The sequence below is a fragment of the Anditalea andensis genome (assembly GCF_000714815.1).
Lineage (GTDB): Bacteria > Bacteroidota > Bacteroidia > Cytophagales > Cyclobacteriaceae > Anditalea > Anditalea andensis.
Genome location: NZ_JMIH01000028.1, coordinates 233,834 through 252,539, shown reverse-complemented (window position 1 = coordinate 252,539; position 18,706 = coordinate 233,834). Strand labels below are relative to the sequence as shown.

Genomic DNA, 18,706 nt, shown 5'->3' with positions numbered 1-18,706 from the left:
ATCCGGCCTTCCGCCAAAACCGGGGCCGGTGAATAGCGGTGATGTCGTGGTATGGCAAATGGGTATGGGCCCACTTGGTTCTTCTATAAAAACGCGGCTGTGGTGCTACTACTGGTGTTGTCCCATGAATTGTTGTAAAAAACACCTGTTCCGCTACAGCCCCATCTGGGCGTGATAGCGTAGCCGGGGGTATATCCCCCGGTTAAAAAATGAATTGACCGTTTGTTTTGGCCGCATAAAGTTTTGAACCCATCCTGCCTTCCGCCAAAACCGGGGCCTGTAAATAGTGGTGATGCGGTAGGGGTATGTACCCTCACTTTGGATTCATTGAATATACGGTTGAAATCGAGCATGTGGAAAAAAAATCATTATCGGTCCAAACAAAATTCCAACTCTTCTTCAGGTTCTTCCTTCATGCGTACGGCCATGAATAATATATTTTTTTTAATATAGCAATTATAAAAATTATACAATTTTTCCGCCATTACAATCAATTTTTGGCTTTTCTACCCTAGGTTCACCTATAGCTCTCCTATGTCCTCCCCGTATACTCCCCGTCGATGCTCCGTCTTTTTGCGAAAATCTAAGAAAACGTTGTATTTTTTTAAGGGGTATATTGAGTGAGTTCTCCTTCACCAAGAACTCCAATGCTCTCTGAAAATTATATAAACTTAGTAGGAAAAATAGCATCCATTACACTGATGTTTATCAGGGATGGTAAATTACCTAAAACATGACAAGCCTGGGAACGTCAAATGACGAAGGAGGCTCCGGTAACGTGCATTATTCAGGTCTTATTCTGTAAGCCCCTGGGTCCATGGCCCTCCACACTGACTGATACGCTTCCAACTATCTGAACTATCCACTTTAGGTGGCATATACCTTATCCACGACTTTACAGGGGGCCAACTATCAATAGCCATGGGGGTCACCCCAAGGGAAATCATGATTTGCCGTTCACCCCGATCCTAATATCCTTTTACTCGACCACTGCAGGGCTACCCCCTATTTGGCCAGGCATACCCTTTCATTAGCAGGGGCTTATGCCTCTGTTTAAATATATATTTTGTTTTATCTTCTTTTTTTCTAATATTAGAAGCTAGTTTTGTAGTTCATAAAGACTTATAAATACTTGAAGGTTGGATGCCGATGGGCAACAGTATTTTTAGAAGTAGCAGTGAGGAAATTTAAAAAAAATTAGGCTAGAGAATGGTTGAATATGTGCCACTTTTGGCAATTGCACTGCTGTGCTTTGGGATTGCTTTCAGCATCACCTACTTCCTGATCCCAAAAATCGTATGGGTGGCAAGGGAAAAGGAGCTGGTAGTAAAACCTGATCATCGGAGTTCACATCGGATCATCACCCCCTCTTTTGGAGGTGTGGCTTTTTTTATCTGTTTTATCCTTTGCTATTCTGTATTAAGCAGTGAATATGCTTTCATGCATTCCTCTTTTGTTATTCCGGCCGTCACCCTGCTCTTTATAGTGGGGCTCAAGGATGATCTGGTGGTATCTTCTGCTAGGGCAAAACTTATCGGCCAACTGATGGCCGTCGCTTTTCTGTTCTTGAATCCGGATTTTTCTAAAATTTCCCTCCATGGGTTTTTAGGGGTGGATATGCTTTCAGCATGGGTGAGTGTGCCTTTGGTTTTCATATTTATGGTAGGCTTTATCAATGCCTATAACCTGATAGACGGTATTGATGGTTTGGCCGCTTTTCTGGGCATCATTATTTTTGGTGCCATGGGTACTGTCTTTTATTTAGGAGGTGAAGATTTTTATTTCCTGGTCTGCACCCTGCTCATAGGATCGCTGCTGGCCTTTATCCGCTTTAATTTTTCTAAAAAAATAACCCATAAAATTTTTATGGGAGACACCGGTTCTTTGTTTATAGGTTTTTTAATTGCGTTTTTGTCCTTAAAGGTATTGGCCATGGACCCTGAAAAAATTATCGGTTTTGAGCTGTTGCCAGAAAATTTCCCGCTATTGGTAATGGTGATCCTATCCATTCCAATCTTTGATACTTTTCGGATCATGCTGGTAAGAAAGATGACAGGTAAAGGGATTTTTGTTCCAGACCGTAACCATGTGCACCATATACTTATAGATTTGGGTCTTACGCATTTTAAAACCAGTGTTTTACTTTCCGCGCTATTATTGGTATTGATTTTCAGTACTTATCTATTGGGCACTTATTTTGGATGGCCAGTCCTGTTGTTGTTTATATGTCTGTTGGCCGTCATGGCTTATACAGTTTTCCATTTCCTCAAGTCCAAAGTAAAGCCATTTCGCATAAAAAGGAAGAAACTCAAAGCAAGGTTGGCGTTTTTTCAGGGGTTCTTTTATTGATCTTTTGAGGTTGATCATTCAAAGCCGTATACTGTTTCATGGTTAACCCAAATACCGGGGCAGCATAGCATTTTACCACCATACCAGCATCATACCAGGTTCCTTCAGGACCCCTGCAGTACCTGCTATACGTGATATGTAATCCTGATACAATTCTATTTCGGTAAAAATATAGCATTTACATATATTTGAAAGGGACGTAAGGCTTCGTCTGGGTGATGGGTCAGTATCAATAGATCCATAAGGTGAAATTTATCAACAACGTTTTCCTTTATACATAAAATCATCAATAAAGCTATTGTGAATGTTTACTGGGGCCTCATTGCTTTCGGATGCTAATATCTACCGGGTGCTTTAACGACCTTTAATTTTTCTCAGACGCTTTTGTTTTTTTATTGTCTTTGGCTTTTTTTTATAAAGTAAGAATTAATGATCATGGTATTTTGACGTTGTCCATTTTTAAAATGACGTAGAGAATGAATACTTCCTATATAACTTTAGCGTATCGCATGTCTATAGTAAAATAGGTCCAGTGGCTGGTACCGATCTTAAAGGGGGTGCAAATTATTGTCATGGTATTTGGTTTTACACAATAAAAAAGGGCTCAAAGGCCCTTTTTTATTGTATTTACCAATATTAAAAATGTATATCCACTCAGCATTTGTTAATGACCATACGGTTACCTTAGCTGATGATCATCACATTTATTAATGATCGTGCTCTGCATGGATTTCAAATTTCAATTCTACTACATTCGAACCAGCAAAACGGGTCGCATAGTCGGCATGATTCCAGTCACCACGGGTGATGTTCTCTTTCACGCCGGGATCAATGTTACGAAGTACATAAGTAACGGCAAATTCTCCTTCATTGGACTCTCCTAATGTGATGTAAGTAAGGATACCGGTAGTTTCAAGTGCACCTGCTACAGCTGTTCCGTCTACGTATTCCATTTCTCTAGGCTGGAAAATGGCTCCTGACTGATCTTCTGTATTTTGATTCAGCACAAATGGAGCACCTACCAAAAATGCCTTATATCTACTGGCTGTTGCTTTGTCCGCCAAAAAGTCCTGCTGAACTTCACGTCCGGTAAAGTCCCAGGCTCTCAACTGAACTTTGTATATACCTTCTGGATCAAGATGAATATGACCTCCTTCAGTAGCTACTCCTGCACTGTTAAAGGAAATGGTACGCGATTCTCCTTCTACGGCACCACCCAGTCCGTGGAAATGATCACCATGTGGATATAATGATGCTCCACCGGTCACTTCGGTAAAGATCAACTCCGATCTTTCAATGTTTTCCCAGACAACCGGTTCCTCATCGTCATTATTACATGAGGTAAAGGAAAAAGTGGCAAGGCTGGCAAGTGCCCCAATTGTCAATAGTCTGTTAAGTTTTTTCATTTGTTTTTGTATTAAGATTAATTAGGTATATATGCATTGATTACTCTCTGCAACAAGAGTGCAAAATACAACATCATTGCATCTTTACCAAATGGAGAAATGAATTCAGCCCATGGGAAGCCCAGAATATTAGATTGATCTATCGGATATTTTTTGTATGAGGTTAAGAAATCAATATAATGGGCAAATATTTATAGTTTTTTCAGCTATAATAGAAGGTTTTGGGTGGATGTATAATTTTTTAATTAATTGTCTTCAATTTTCATATTTGATCATTGGCGTATCACATGTCGACAAATAGCAATCTAAAGATTGGGGTGTAGCAAAAGGCTTTGGGACTAAGTGGGAATATATGGTTACACTTAGTCATCTACAGGCACACAGCAAAGGGATGTTCACATGGATGACCCGTACCGGTTCATTAGACGCCGTATTCCGATCCCATATTTTTTATAAACACACTCTTCTGTCTTTAGAAAGGAGGGAGTATAGGGGGTAGGCCAATACAAAACTTAAAAAGTAAATAGGACAATATAATTTTTTAAATACGCTGTTTAATCGTCATAAGTCCCTATCGAAGGAGTGGAGAATTCTTTTAGCCGAAATCTTATTCCGTATAAAAGACCTCTCCACTCCACAATAGTTAGTGCGTCTGGGGCACAAAAGGGGAAATACCTGCCCGGCTACCTGATAGAAAGAGCAGTTGTTTAAAACATCCTGCTTTCCAGATGGGTATCCAGATTCAGCTGCTCTATGCCGGCACTGATCCACTCAGATGGGTCGGTTCCCTTTAAGTGATGGTCAAAAAACTCCATCATCCGCACACTATAATCTTTTCGGTTTTCCAATTTGGATAATCCATGGTTTTCACCTTTGTACTGCACCATGATGACCGGTTTTTTCAATCTTCTCAAGGCATTATAGTACTCAATGCCCTGGGTGAAATCTACGGCCCCGTCCTTATCGTTATGCAGGAGGAGTAGGGGTGTATTTACATTTTTGACATGGTATACAGGTGAGTTCCTTTGGTAGGCATCCCAGTTTTCCCATGGAGCACCCTTAAATCTACCCTGAGAGGCTTCAAAAATGGACATGTTTCCGCCTCCTGAATTCCAGTAGATCAGATCATACATGGAGATCATGTTAGTAAGCGGTGCCCCGGCTGCTGCTGCTTTGAACATATCTGTCTGGGTGATCAGGAAAGAGGTTTGGTACCCTCCCCAAGAGTGTCCGTGTATGCCCATCTTTTCCCCGTCGATGATGCCTGTTTTGATGGCTTCTTTTACGGCAGGCAGTACGCACCAAACCGCAGACATGCCCGGGTCATCCATGGTATATACGATATCCGGAATCAACACTGCATAGCCATTACTGGTATACAGGGATGGGTTCCAGCCTGTTCCACTAAAACCCGGATTGGGGAAATTGTGTAGCGTTTGGGATAACTTCTCGTAGTAATAGACGATAGTGGGATACTGTTTTCCTTCTTCATAGCCTGCCGGCAAAAACAGGGCGGCCTGAAGGGAATCACCTTTGTCAGAAACATAATCCACCAATCTGGCTCCAGAAGACCAGGAATATTTACTGGCGTCAGGAGCATTTTCGGTTACCTGTACGGCATTCTTGAGGTCAGCATTGGCCACAAAATAATTGGTGGGCTGGTTAAAGGTCTCTTTGGTGAAGTAATATACGGGTGCATTTTTGGCTTTGGCCAGCCTGCCGATATTGGCATCTTCCATAAGCAGGGTGGTGGTCCCTGCCGCCAAACCGTTTTTACCGGGTGCTATTCTGGCGATGCCGCTCTTCTTGGTTCGCTCTCCATAGGTCCGGACATAGAGGGGTTTGGAAAGATCTATGCCTTTTTCATCAGGATCCAGGCTGTACCTGGACTGGTGTCTGATTTTCTCTTTACGCCCCTGCTGGGTAAGGTTTACCGCTTTTGCATTGCCGGTGACAGGTACCTGCCAGATATCCCACTCGTCCCGCAGTAAGACATATTTACTGTCACTGCTCCATCCCAGCGGGGCCATCATCGGCTTTTCCACATTATGGTCATCTTCAGTATCCACAAAAGTAGTCTCGAGGCCCTCTGTCAAATTCAGGGTTTTGTCAGTGGTCAGATCATATACATAAAAATGGCCTTCCTTGGCATAAAGCAATTTGTTGCCGTCAGTAGAAGGTCTGGGCATGGAGGCGTATGAAGGCAGATAATATTTTTCAAACAACAGTTTTCGATCACCGGTCTGTAGATCCACCAAATAGAAATCCCTATAGTTTTGGCCATCTAAATTCATATCCAGTTCATATAGCTGGTAATCAGCCCCAAGCGCAAATTTTTCTTTGGGCAATAAGGTCAGTTCTCTCATGCTACTGTCCTGCAGGGTGGTATGTTTGGATTTTTCCACCTCATACATGGCCCTGAAGCTGAAGTTCTGATCCTGCTTTTCCTGTACCTGCTGCCTGGACTGAAGCCTTTTGTCCTGCCAGTGCCAGATGGTCATATCAGGCTTGGTCAGGTCGTCTTTGTTTCCTTGGGGTTTTGATTTGGTCGTATCTATGGCTGAAAGGGCTTTTTGGAGGTCCGCCATGGTGCGGATAGTGGTATCCGATTTTATTTTGGCCAGTTTTTCAGCTTCTGATTCACCTTTATCCTCCCCTTTTTTGGTTTCCTTGGTTTCTTCCTTTTTGGCGGCTACTAAGGGGTGGATGCCATAGTACAAGGTTTTGGTGTCTTCAGACCATTGGGGTTTCTGATTTGGACTGATGGTATAGGCTTTGTCAAAATGGACCGAATCCTTCTGGGGATCATATAATGTGACCGTAGGGGAAGATAGATTTTTGATACCTAATACCTTACCCTGATCCTGTTTGTAGTTTTTGTCTTTTACCATTTTGAGCATGGCCAGTGCATCCCCTTTTTCGGTCCAGCTGATGGATTTATAGGTAGCTTTATCTGAGTCCAATATGGTGGTTTTGCCCGAATTCAGTTGTAAGAGATAAGCACCATTGCCGGACAGGTTGGCGGCCTCTATGGCATAGGCCAGATATTCTCCGCTTTTGTTGAAGGCATATTCGACCACATTGCCTATGTTTTGTGCTTTCAGGGAAGGGAGCTGAACGAGTAAAAGGTCGGCGCTTTTGGCATCTCCCGAGGATTTGGCCAGGTTGATGGCCAGATGGGAAGCAGTTTTGCCATTGAAGGAAAAAGAGGCGATGTCTTCATATTCGGTTTTGGCAAAATCTGTGGCCAGGTCCACCAAAATCAGCTTTTCCTTGGTTTTTTTGTTCTTGTCTTTGGCTGCAGCTTTTTTTTCCTGCTCTTTGGGATATTCTTTAAAGGCTATCCACCTGCCATCTTCGGAAAAGGACAGGCTGGGTGAGCTGGAAGACCCTATGGGGTAGCGCTTTTTGATGGATGGATCTGCTGTTTGCTGGATAATAAGTTCTCCGTCCCCCTCTACCGGTACCATGCCATAGGCCATCCATTTGCCGTCAGGAGATAGCTCTACCGAATTGCCGGAAATGGATTTCCATGAGGGGACATCTTTCCAGTTCATGGGGACAGGGGCAATGGGCTCCTGAGCAAAGGCGGGAACCATGAGCAGCCCCAGCATAAAATAACATACTATTAACTTTTTCATTGGTATGGAAATTTTTACAAAGAAGGATGCTCATAGGGCACCTTTTTTTTGATGGGCAAATTTTATGATGGATAAATTAACGAGCTAATATAAGTAAATTTGGAATGTGTGGTGCTTGTAAAAACAAAAATCTGAAAGACTAGGGTATGGGTGATGTTAACCGCCGCTTGAAACCTCCGTATCATGCAATAGTTAACCGCTAGGTCAACTGAGGTAAAGAATTCGGACAAATGAGGGTAGACCATCAAGGTAGTATCCACTCCCTCTTAGGTATTCAGGCATCCTGCCAAAGAAGTTTTATTTCCTGGCTACCCTTTCCAGAATCCCCTGATTTTGTGCCTACAATATCCAAATGGCACCAATAATTTAAAAACCCGGTATTAAAAACAACCATTTTTCAAATATCTTATAAAAAATAGTTTTCTTTATGGATTGGTTCTATTAGTACAATCCCCTTAACCCCTATTAAGCCCGTTTTTTCTTATGGTAGAAATAGTCAATAATGTGAATGACATTGTATGGAGCAATGCCCTGATAGTACTCTGCCTGGGTGCAGGTATTTATTTTTCTATAGTCACCCGGTTTTTGCAGGTCAGGTACATAGGGGAAATGGTACGGCTGCTGTTTGGGGGTAAATCTTCTGAAAAAGGTGTCTCCTCCTTTCAGGCCTTTGCCATAGCCATATCAGGTAGGGTAGGTACCGGAAATATAGCCGGAGTGGCCACCGCCATAGCCATGGGAGGACCAGGAGCCATATTTTGGATGTGGGTAATCGCATTTTTGGGAGCGGCATCTGCTTTTATAGAAGCTACACTGGGCCAGATTTATAAAGAAGTGAAAGTGGGGCAGTACAGGGGAGGACCTGCCTTTTATATAGAGAAGGGACTGGGCATCAAGTGGTATGCGGTGCTGTTTGCTTTCGCTACGATATTGAGTACTGCTTTTTTTATGCCCGGGGTGCAGAGTAACAGTATAGCTACGAGTGTCTATGCGGCTTTTGCTATACCGGTAGAAATGACAGGAGCAGTGATCTGTGTCCTTCTTGGCCTGATCATATTCGGAGGTGTCAAGCGGATAGGAAAGGTGGCAGAGATCGTAGTGCCTTTTATGGCGGCAGCCTATATATTGATGTCCATCATTATCATCAGTATAAATATCCAGGAGGTGCCGGGCATGTTTAAACTGATCTTTTTATCGGCATTTAATATGGAAGCTAGCTTTGCGGGTGTATTTGGTATGGCCATCGCTTGGGGTATAAAGCGGGGCATCTATTCCAACGAAGCGGGCCAGGGTACAGCACCACATGCAGCAGCTGCGGCGGAGGTCAGCCACCCGGCCAAGCAGGGGTTGGTTCAGGCTTTTTCAGTGTACATAGACACCTTGTTTATCTGTACCGCTACCGCCTTTATGATTTTATTTACCGGACAGTATAATGTGATCAACCCAGAGGGAGGATTTATCGTAGAAAACCTTCCAGGTGTGGCCTATGGACCGGAATTTACCCAAAATGCCATAGCTGAACATTTTCCCACTATAGGGTCAGGTTTTATCGCCATTTCCCTCATGTTTTTTGCCTTCACCACCATCATGGCCTATTATTATATAGCAGAGACAAATTTGAGCTATCTCCAAAAAGACGGCAAACAAAAATGGCCGGTGTACCTGCTGAGGGTCATGATCTTATTGGCCACTTTCTACGGTGCTATACGGACGGCAGAGTTGGCCTGGACCTTTGGCGATATAGGCGTGGGCCTCATGGCCTGGCTGAATATCATCGCGATTATCCTTCTGAGAAAACCTGCCCTGGCTGCCCTGAAAGATTATCAAAAACAGAAGGATGCAGGACTGGATCCAACATTTAATTCTAAAACGCTGGACCTCAAAAATACAGAGGTATGGAATACGATAGATTAATGTATTGTTTTATTATATAATGTATAAATATACCAAGGTGTAGACTGTGGAACAGGTCAAGCACAAAGGAGGAGGAAGAGAAGAAATATTTACGATAAAGTTAAGAAATCTATTTTTAGCTATAAAAATATATAAACTAATAACTAAATACTTAAAATTGTTGGTTTATTACATTTAAAAACCTATGTGATAATAGGAATATTTATCGGGTATTGAATTTTTTTTATATTGAATATTATTATTAATCAGGTTTTAATAATTTTTTAGAAGGCTTTTTCTGATAAATGCTTTTCAAAATAGAAGAAAAGTATTTGGTGTTTTTTAATTTGTTTTTTGGCTTTTATATATATTGTTTATTAATTTTTTAAGCATAAGATTTGCAAAAAAACGATATAAGGTGCTATTATATAGATTCTTCCTGATTATATTTTCGGTGTTGTTTCTTGGCCATACGACCTTAGCCCAAACCTATAATCTTGTTGGCCAAAATGAGACCTATAGTACAGATCCCGCCATTAATTTTATCTATACGCCCAGTGCACTGATAAATGTAGATTTATCTATAGCCAGGTTTGTCGCCAGCCCGGGTAATACTGTTTTCTATGGATATAATGCTCCCAATCCTATTCCAGCAGATTGGGTATTAGAAATATTACCGGGAACTAATTATGTGATCGAAAACCAAAATACAGTTAGGTATACGGGTAATACCAATCAAAACCTAACAGTGAATGCCCGGGTGAGAAATGCACAGGGAAACATTATTCCTAATCTGGGAAATATACAGTTGAATTATAGAATTGTTGGCAATTTTTCAGCGTCAAACAATTTTAATAACTGTACCGGGGAGTATATCATCTCGGTAAACGAACATACATATTTAAATAGGGTGATATCCCGCCCCTATACAGTAGGAGTATTTGCGAACGGAGTGATGTTGGAAGGTTTTCCGAGGACATCAGATGGGCCAGGTTCTAACATTATCATTTTGGAAGACCTTCCTATTTCTCCTCCCAATTACGAATTTGTGGTAACCAATGGGCTGGGGCAGGAGGTAAGGGGCACTTTTACCATTTTAGAAGCTTATTATCCACGGGCCACGGTGACTTTTGCGGGATATGAATGTAGTGATTCCGATAATGGCAAAATAGATGTCCTGATAGATGGGGCCACTTTGCCTATCCAATGGTCCCTCACGGATGCTAATGGTGTGCCGGTCGTAACCAATGAAAATGTTGATAATTATGAAGCCTATGGGGTTTCGGTAGTGATACCAAATGTCAATGCGGGAGAATATGTGTTCAGCTTTACGGATTTTAACGGTTGTACCGGATCAGTGCCGATTTCTATTGTCAGGCCAGCGGGAATAAACCTTGAGCTGGATGAATCCAATCCGGTATCATGCTTTGAAGGCAGTGATGGGAATTTCACTTTTGTCACCAGAGGTGGATGGACACAGCCTTTTGAGGGCAATATCTTCAATCCAGTCAACTGGGGTCCTTCATATCAGTATGAGCTGATCAAAGATGGGGTGGTGATACCAGTCAATCCGCTCACCTATCGGGGTAGCTTAGATAATGAACAAGACAGCTGGGTAGCCTACTTTGGCAATCTCACTGCAGGTTCCTATCAGGTTAGGGTTTCTGAAACAGTAGCCACAAACGATCAGGCCGCCGAATTCATTCAATATTCCTGTTCCCGAACTTTCGGCCCATTCATTATCGAAGAGCCTGCACCATTAGTCCTGAATGAAGTTCAGGTGGATGTCCTTTGCCATGGTGATGCTTCTGGTGAACTTTCTGTCTCCCCTACAGGTGGCACACCGGATTATGCGGTAACCTGGTACAGGGGTAACTTTGAGGATACAGACAATCCGACAGGCCTGACTGATATAATAGGAGGGGAACAGGTCACAGAAGGGGCTACCGGTTTACTGCCAAATCTTCCTGTCGGGCTTTATGCAGTCCTGGTAGAAGATGCCAATGGCTGTTTGTCTGCCTTGAATTTTGAAATTACCCAACCGGATGAACTTCAGTTTACAGTTGGTCAGATAGTGGATGTGGATTGTCATGGTGCATCTACGGGGGCTGTCACTGTAGCACTGACCAGTGAATCTGTATCTCCGTATACGTATGCCCTTATAGCACCAGACCAGGCAGACAGTCCCGTCCGGACAGTGACCACCCCTGAAAATACTTGGGTTTTTGATGGTTTACCTGCAGGAAGTTATCAGGTGATCGTGACAGACGCCAACAATTGTACGCTCTCTTCAGAGGATATACTCACCATCATGCAGCCCAATGAACCATTGGCTATACTGCTGGAGGAACAACTGGATATAGTGTGTAATGGAGACAATAATGGGGAAATAGCCATAAGCGTAACAGGTGGGGGAGGTCCGGAAAACCTGAATGGTTATAACTACAATTGGTCTCTAGATGATGTACCGTTCATTATAACCGGTGAATCTGTAGAGACGCATTTAAAAAATCTGGGTCCGGGAAGTTATCAGGTGGTCATCACTGACGCAGTGGGATGTACCATTTCGGAAACTTTCGTGATAGCAGAGCCCACGCCACTGTCCATAGAAGGGTTGGTCCAGCTGGTGACCTGTTTTAATGAGGAAAACGGCGCTATCGACCTTACTGTCTCAGGAGGGGTAGGAGACTATGAATTTACCTGGCAGGCTACGGAGAACGGTGTGATACCGGCAGGTCAGCAGCAAAGCCAGAGCCTAACCGGATTGAGGGCAGGACATTATACTGTTACCGTGAAGGATGGCAATGGCTGTGATCAGATTGAAACATTTATACTGACCCAGCCAATGGAGCTGTTATTGGCAGATCCAGTACCGGTAGATGTACAATGTAAAGGGGAAGAAACCGGATCTATAGCTGTACAAATAGATCAGGAATCTGTAGCCCCTTACACTTTTTCGCTCATTCAGAATGAAACGGAACTCATCAGTGAAATTTCTGGCCAGACGGCATATTTATTCTCCGGGCTGAGAGCGGGGTCTTATCTGGTTAGGGTAACAGACGACAATGGCTGCTTCAAAGAAACTACGGTCAATATCCAGGAACCGGAAACAGGAATGGAAATCCAGATAAATGCGACTTCTCCTGTTACATGTTTTGGCGATGGGGACGGTACGATTGATCTGGATGTAGTAGGTGGCGGTGGACCTACCAATACACCTGATTATACTTTTACCTGGACTTTGGATGGCCAACCTTATGTATTAAACAGCAGTTCTACTGATCGGTCACTGGTAGCATTAATGCCGGGTGTCTATCAAGTGACGATAGCTGATGGCCAGGGGTGTTCGGTTACTTCAGAAGAATTTTTAATAACTCAGCCAGATGAATTGGTGGCAGCTGGCGCTACATCAGATTACAATGGATTTGGTATCAGCAGAAAAGGGGCTGCTGATGGCCAGATTATCCTCTCTCCTACAGGTGGCACACCTATATATGAGTACAGTTGGTCCACTGAAGATGGGATCATTCCAGCTGGTATGGAAAACCAAAAAGACTTAACGGGCCTGGTGGCAGGAACCTATACCGTCACCGTGATGGACAGTAGAGGCTGTGTGGATAGCGAAACATTTATACTGATAGAACCGGAAGAACTGATATTGGAAGGGGCCGATCTTACTGACATAGCGTGCTTCGGTGAAAACTCGGGCAGCATCAGGGTAAACATAGAAGCAGGTTCTGTTCCCCCATTCCTATATATCATCTCAGGTACCACTTATGAAAACACGGTCTTTAATGTCGAATTTTCTACTGCTGCCCTGACGCATGAATTTCTGAACCTGCCGGCAGGTCAATATACGGCAACTGTGCGGGATGCCAACGGCGTGGAAGAGATACTGGTGGACCTTATCCTGCTGCAGCCGGCCGAGGGTATGGCGATACAGGAAACCGTAACCTCCATCACGTGCTTTGGGGAAAATAATGGGGGGATCAGTATAGTGATGTCCGGTGGTGGAGGTGTGGAAAATGCGCCGGCATACCATTATACCTGGTACCGTGATGGTCAGCTCTATGAACTCCAGGAAGGGGATACTCCTGAGGCTTTGACCAATCTTTTTCCCGGCACCTATCATGTAGTGGTAGAAGATGGCGCAGGTTGTACCATTACATCTGTACCCTATATCCTCGCTCAGCCGGAGGAACTTAATGTCATAGGTACCTTATCTGATTACAATGGGTTTGGAGTGAGTTGCTTTGGGGCTGAAGATGGAACAATTACGTTGACGATAACTGGCGGGACAGAAGGATATACTTACCAATGGACTACCGAAGACGGACTGCTTAGGCCAGATCAGCTCGACCAAAAAGATCTGACAGATTTGCCTTTAGGAACCTATACTGTCACTGTGCTAGACGGCAATGAATGTTCAGCATCCGCCACATTTATCCTTTCTGAACCAGATGAGTTATTACTCGATGAGCCAGTGACTGTGGAGGTACTTTGTATAGGAGAGGCTACAGGATCTATTCAGGTCATCATCGCTCAGGAATCAGTTGGGCCTTATCGCTATAGCCTGCTGCAGGGAGATGCAGAATTGGCTACGGTGCAGACAGACTTGTCGTCATATACCTTCACTGGATTGGAAGCAGGGAACTATGACATAGCCGTATTTGACCTGAACGGTTGTATGAAGGCCATTCAGTCCATTATCATCCTCGAGCCGGCAGAGGGAATGGAATTTACGATAGATGAACCAGTAAACATCAGCTGCTTCGGAGCAGCGGACGGCAGCATCCGCATCGGGGTGCAGGGTGGCGGCGGTGTCGCCAATCAGCCAGATTACACTTTTAGCTGGACCTTAGATGGAAATGCCTTCCTACCAAATGCCCGCTCTTCCGATACCGAGCTGGTAGACTTGGTGCCCGGGATCTATCAGGTAAGGGTAAATGATGGTTTCGGTTGCAGTATACTATCCAGGGAATTTGTCATCACACAACCCGACGAACTCCGCGTCAGTGGCGCACCGTCGAATTATAATGGATTTGGAGTGAGCTGCTTTGGTGATGCAGATGGAACGGTCACATTAACCATAACAGGCGGTACAGCAGACTATTCCTATGAATGGACTACAGAAGACGGTGCGCTCAGCCCAGCCCAGCTCACTCAAAAAGATTTAACAGGCCTGCCAGCCGGTACCTATACGGTCACTGTGGTAGATGCTGAAGGCTGCTCAGAGACAGCTGTTTTCACACTTACCCAGCCTGACCAGTTCCTGCTAAATGATCCAGTGGTATCTGATGCCAACTGTTATGGCCAAGCGGGAGGGTCCATAGCAATGAGTATACAGCAGGCATCACTGCCTCCCTTTACGTATTTACTTTACTTAAATGGCGCTGAGATAAGAAGGCAAAACACATTAGATCAGGCTTATACTTTTGAGGGACTTTCTACTGGCACCTATACGGTAATGGTAGCAGATGCCAACGGCTGTGTACCGCAAGCCACCGAAGTGACCATTTCAGGCCCAGATGAAGTGTTTGAATTTACTCAACAGGAGAAGACGGATATTCTATGCAGCGGAGAGGTAAACGGGACCATTACGATAGCAGTCTCCGGCGGAGGAGGGGTAATGAACCAGGCCGAATATACCTACAATTGGTTTTATAATGGGCAGCCATATCTGGTTAATGAACTTTCTACCAACACAGCTTTATCAGCCCTGGCTCCTGGAACCTATTATGTATGGGTAGAAGACCAAGTAGGATGTGGGATTCGATCTGAAGATTTCATCATCACTGAGCCCAGTCCCCTGGTAGTGGTGGATAATATTTCAGCCTATAATGGCTATGAAATAAGCTGCCATGGAGGAAATAACGGGTCCATTTCCCTGACCTTGACAGGAGGTACCGGAGCGTATAGTTTCAGCTGGACTACAGCAGACGGAACTATTCCGATGGACCAGATAAATAATCAGAACCTTACCGGTCTCACCGCTGGTACCTATAGGGTAGTAATGGAAGATGCCAATAGATGTACTCAGGTGCTGACCTATGTGCTCCGTGAGCCTGAAGCCTTGATACTTCAGGAAAACAGTGCTTCCCGGGAAAATATAGTCTGTTATGGCGAAGCTACCGGTGTCATTGAAACGGTGGCAGACGGGGGAAATGCTCCATATGTCTTCAGCATTACAGGGACCACTTACCAGGGGGAGCCGTACTGGTTTTCCTCCGAAAGCGTATATCAAACCCTTTATAGATTTGAAGCGCTGCCAGCTGGGACATACCAGGTAGACATCCGGGACGCCAATGAATGTGCAGTGGATCTGGAAGGAGAGATTTCCATCACCCAGCCCGATACGCCCTTAGCGATCCTGAATGAAGTGCTATCTGATTATAACGGGTTTAACATCACCTGTTCCGGTGCTACGGATGGTAGTATAAACCTTCAGGTGGGAGGGGGTATAGGTGAATATACCTACACTTGGACCGGTCCGAATGGATTTACTGCCAATACGCTCAATTTAAATGGGATTGGTGCCGGTTCCTATACATTTACGCTTTTGGACCAGAACGAATGCAGCATAGTAAAAACGTATACTATCATGGGACCTGAGCCATTGGAAGTAGAAACGGTGCAGCAGAATGTGCTCTGTGGAGGGCAAAACAATGGGAATATCTTCATTACACAGACCAGAGGGGGAAATGGCAACTATCAGTATGTATGGATGAAAGACGGAGTCCTGATCTCCAGGACCAATCAGTCCAATGGACTAAGGAATATAGGACCGGGAAGCTATACGCTTATCCTAACAGATGGGAATGACTGCGATGTTGTAAAAACCTTTACGATCACGGAACCAGATCCGGTGCTGGTTCAGCTTACCGGTAAGACAGACAATGTCTGTTTTGGAGAAAGAGATGGCAGTATTCAAATAGCGGTACAGGGAGGTACTGCACCATATACTTACGCTTGGACAGGACCACAAGGTTTTGTAAGTAACTCCGCCAACCTACAGAATCTCCTGGCAGGAGAATATAATCTAGCTGTAACGGATGCATTACAGTGTACGGAGTCTTTGGCGGTCACCATCAGTGAGCCGGAAGAAATAACCGTTCAGGAAACGCTTACCCATATTACCTGTTTCGGAGATAACAATGGGCAGATCAGTGTGGAGGTTTCCGGAGGCGTAGGCCCTTATAGGTACCGATGGAGTGGTCCAAACGGCTTTGTTTCAAATGCCCGAAATTTAGCAAACCTATATGCCGGGGAATACATCCTATCCCTCACTGATGGTATCAACTGTGTCATAGAACGAAGGTTCAGCATAGTAGAGCCGGGTGAATTGGCTTTAAATCCTGTGATCTCTGATTATAATGGCTTTGAAATAAGCTGCAAAGGCGGAAGCAATGGATTTATAGCCTTGGAGATATCCGGCGGTACAGGTGATTACGAAGTGATATGGGAAGGTCCTCAGGGATTCTATTCAGAGGCGGAGCGCATAGAAGATCTTTATCCAGGAACCTATGACGTATTTGTCAGAGATGGAAATGACTGTTGGATACGATCCAGCTTTACCCTGAGCGAGCCGGATCAGCTGGTGATAGGAGAAGAAAATCTTACCCCAAAAATGGTATCCTGCTATAATGGTAGAGATGGCAGTATGCTGATCAGCCTGCCCAACCAGTCTGTAGCGCCATATACATATGAGATCACCGGACAGTATCTGAATGGTGTATATCATGAAGAAAGCATCGAAACGGCAGCACTGTCACATGAATTTACGGAATTGAGGGCAGGAGTATATAATGTATCGGTAATAGATGCCAATGGCTGTTATATCACAGAGGTGACAGGAATAGCCATCACCCAGCCACAGGCAGCTTTGGCAGCTTCAGCAGAAACCACAGATGTCCAGTGCTACCTGGCTAACAATGGCGCTGTATCTGTATTGCCATCGGGTGGGACGGCTCCCTATACCATCATATGGAACAATGGCGCAGCTTCCTGGGCCTTAAACAATCTGGCTCCAGGAAATTATACTGCCATCATAACCGATGCCAATGGCTGCGCGGTAAATGTAGCAGCGACCATACAGGAAGGAGCGGTATTTGAAATCAATCCGGAGACCGCCGATATTACTTGTGCTGGGCAGGAAGACGGCTCCATCCGATTGAATATCAATGGCGGAACAGCTCCTGTCAGGGTGGTATGGGATCATGGTCCGCAGACACCGGATCTTTTCAATCTACCTTCCGGTGTATACCGTGCTAGGATTACTGACGCACGTAACTGTGAAATAAGACAGGAATTTGTCATCAACGAACCTGCTCCGCTCTTGATCACCTCTTCGGTGACGCATGCTTTAAGCTGTGAGGTTCCCAACAGTGGGGCCATAGAAGTGATTCCGTCAGGAGGCACGGCTCCCTATACTTTTGAATGGAGTAATGGTGCCAATCAGGCAAGGGTCGAAAACCTAAGTCCAGGCCAATATAGCGTAAGGGTGACGGATGCGAGCGGCTGCTCCCGTTTAGAGCAGTTTACCATTCAGCGGGCAGCACCACTTGAGGCTACGGTAATTCAGTACCCTTCCAAAATTTGTGAGCCGAGAACTTTACAGACCGTTTTTGAAACCGTGGTAACAGGTGGACAGCCCCCTTATCAGATCACGTGGAATAGAGGCACACAGACTAACGGGGGATACACCATGGTGACACCCGAAACAGGATTGTTTACCCTTACTGTGACTGATGGGGCAGGATGCCAGTATGTGGAGACGTTCAGTGTGGAGGCAGAAGAGGATATTTTCCTGGACTTTGATTACCGATCTGACAGCTATGACGAATTTTATGAACATTTGACCAATTATGAAATACAGTTTAACAACCTGAGTGCTGGTGATATCCGGGAATTTGGCTGGGATTTCGGAGACGGCAATACCAGCATCGCCAGGAACCCCGTTCACCGGTACCAAAGACCGGGAGAGTATGTAGTGACCTTGACGATGAGAGATTTGGATGGTTGTACCGCTTCTATACAGAAGAAGATACGCATCACCGACTATTTTCTGGAGATCCCCAATGTCTTTACCCCGAATGGAGATGGTTTAAATGACCATTTCTTCCCAAAATTTGTACACATCACCAGCCTGGATCTGTGGGTATTGAATAAGTGGGGGGAATACATTTATCATACAAACAGCATGGATGACCAAGGTTGGGACGGTACACTGGATAACAAGATAGCGCCCCAGGGTAATTATGTCTATAAAATAAGGTTTACCACCAGGGATGGAAGAGAGGTAGAAAGAACAGGTGCGTTTTTTCTAGCCAGGTAAAACATGAAATTTAGCAAGAGGAATGCATCATACAGTGGGATGATTATAAACATGCGAGACACCATCCCGACCTTAGGTACGGG

6 protein-coding genes are annotated in these 18,706 nt (G+C 44.5%); 3 read left to right on the top strand and 3 right to left on the bottom strand.

Annotated features, from left to right (window positions below; all coding sequences use genetic code 11):
- Window positions 1-83: 83 nt before the first annotated feature.
- Window positions 84-353: a hypothetical protein gene (locus EL17_RS20275; protein ID WP_035078626.1), complete on the bottom strand. Its 270-nt coding sequence runs from the start codon at window positions 351-353 to the stop codon at window positions 84-86.
- A gap of 856 nt (window positions 354-1,209) precedes the next feature.
- Here EL17_RS20275 and EL17_RS20265 point away from each other — a divergent pair.
- Window positions 1,210-2,349 (top strand): glycosyltransferase family 4 protein, encoded by a 1,140-nt coding sequence (locus EL17_RS20265; RefSeq protein WP_035078620.1) that lies wholly within the window; start codon window positions 1,210-1,212, stop codon window positions 2,347-2,349.
- Between the two features lie 707 nt (window positions 2,350-3,056).
- Here the strand turns inward: EL17_RS20265 and EL17_RS20255 are convergent.
- Together EL17_RS20255 and EL17_RS20250 are read right to left on the bottom strand one after the other, a co-directional pair.
- Window positions 3,057-3,755: a hypothetical protein gene (locus EL17_RS20255; RefSeq protein ID WP_035078614.1), complete on the bottom strand. Its 699-nt coding sequence runs from the start codon at window positions 3,753-3,755 to the stop codon at window positions 3,057-3,059.
- Window positions 3,756-4,462: 707 nt separating this feature from the next.
- Complete coding sequence (locus EL17_RS20250) at window positions 4,463-7,396, bottom strand: S9 family peptidase (RefSeq protein WP_035078611.1); 2,934 nt, start codon at window positions 7,394-7,396, stop codon at window positions 4,463-4,465.
- Window positions 7,397-7,879: 483 nt separating this feature from the next.
- Here EL17_RS20250 and EL17_RS20245 point away from each other — a divergent pair, with 483 nt between their 5' ends.
- Window positions 7,880-9,310: an alanine/glycine:cation symporter family protein gene (locus tag EL17_RS20245; RefSeq protein WP_035078609.1), complete on the top strand. Its 1,431-nt coding sequence runs from the start codon at window positions 7,880-7,882 to the stop codon at window positions 9,308-9,310.
- A 397-nt stretch (window positions 9,311-9,707) separates the two neighbouring features.
- Window positions 9,708-18,623 (top strand): PKD domain-containing protein, encoded by an 8,916-nt coding sequence (locus tag EL17_RS23670; RefSeq protein WP_164675187.1) that lies wholly within the window; start codon window positions 9,708-9,710, stop codon window positions 18,621-18,623.
- Window positions 18,624-18,706 lie beyond the last annotated feature (83 nt).

Excerpts from the sequence above, each read along its gene's own strand:
- EL17_RS20275 (WP_035078626.1), bottom strand. The coding sequence starts at position 353 with ATGCTCGATTTCAACCGTATATTCAATGAATCCAAAGTGAGGGTACAT.
- EL17_RS20265 (WP_035078620.1), top strand. The coding sequence starts at position 1,210 with ATGGTTGAATATGTGCCACTTTTGGCAATTGCACTGCTGTGCTTTGGG.
- EL17_RS20255 (WP_035078614.1), bottom strand. The coding sequence starts at position 3,755 with ATGAAAAAACTTAACAGACTATTGACAATTGGGGCACTTGCCAGCCTT.
- EL17_RS20250 (WP_035078611.1), bottom strand. The coding sequence starts at position 7,396 with ATGAAAAAGTTAATAGTATGTTATTTTATGCTGGGGCTGCTCATGGTT.
- EL17_RS20245 (WP_035078609.1), top strand. The coding sequence starts at position 7,880 with ATGGTAGAAATAGTCAATAATGTGAATGACATTGTATGGAGCAATGCC.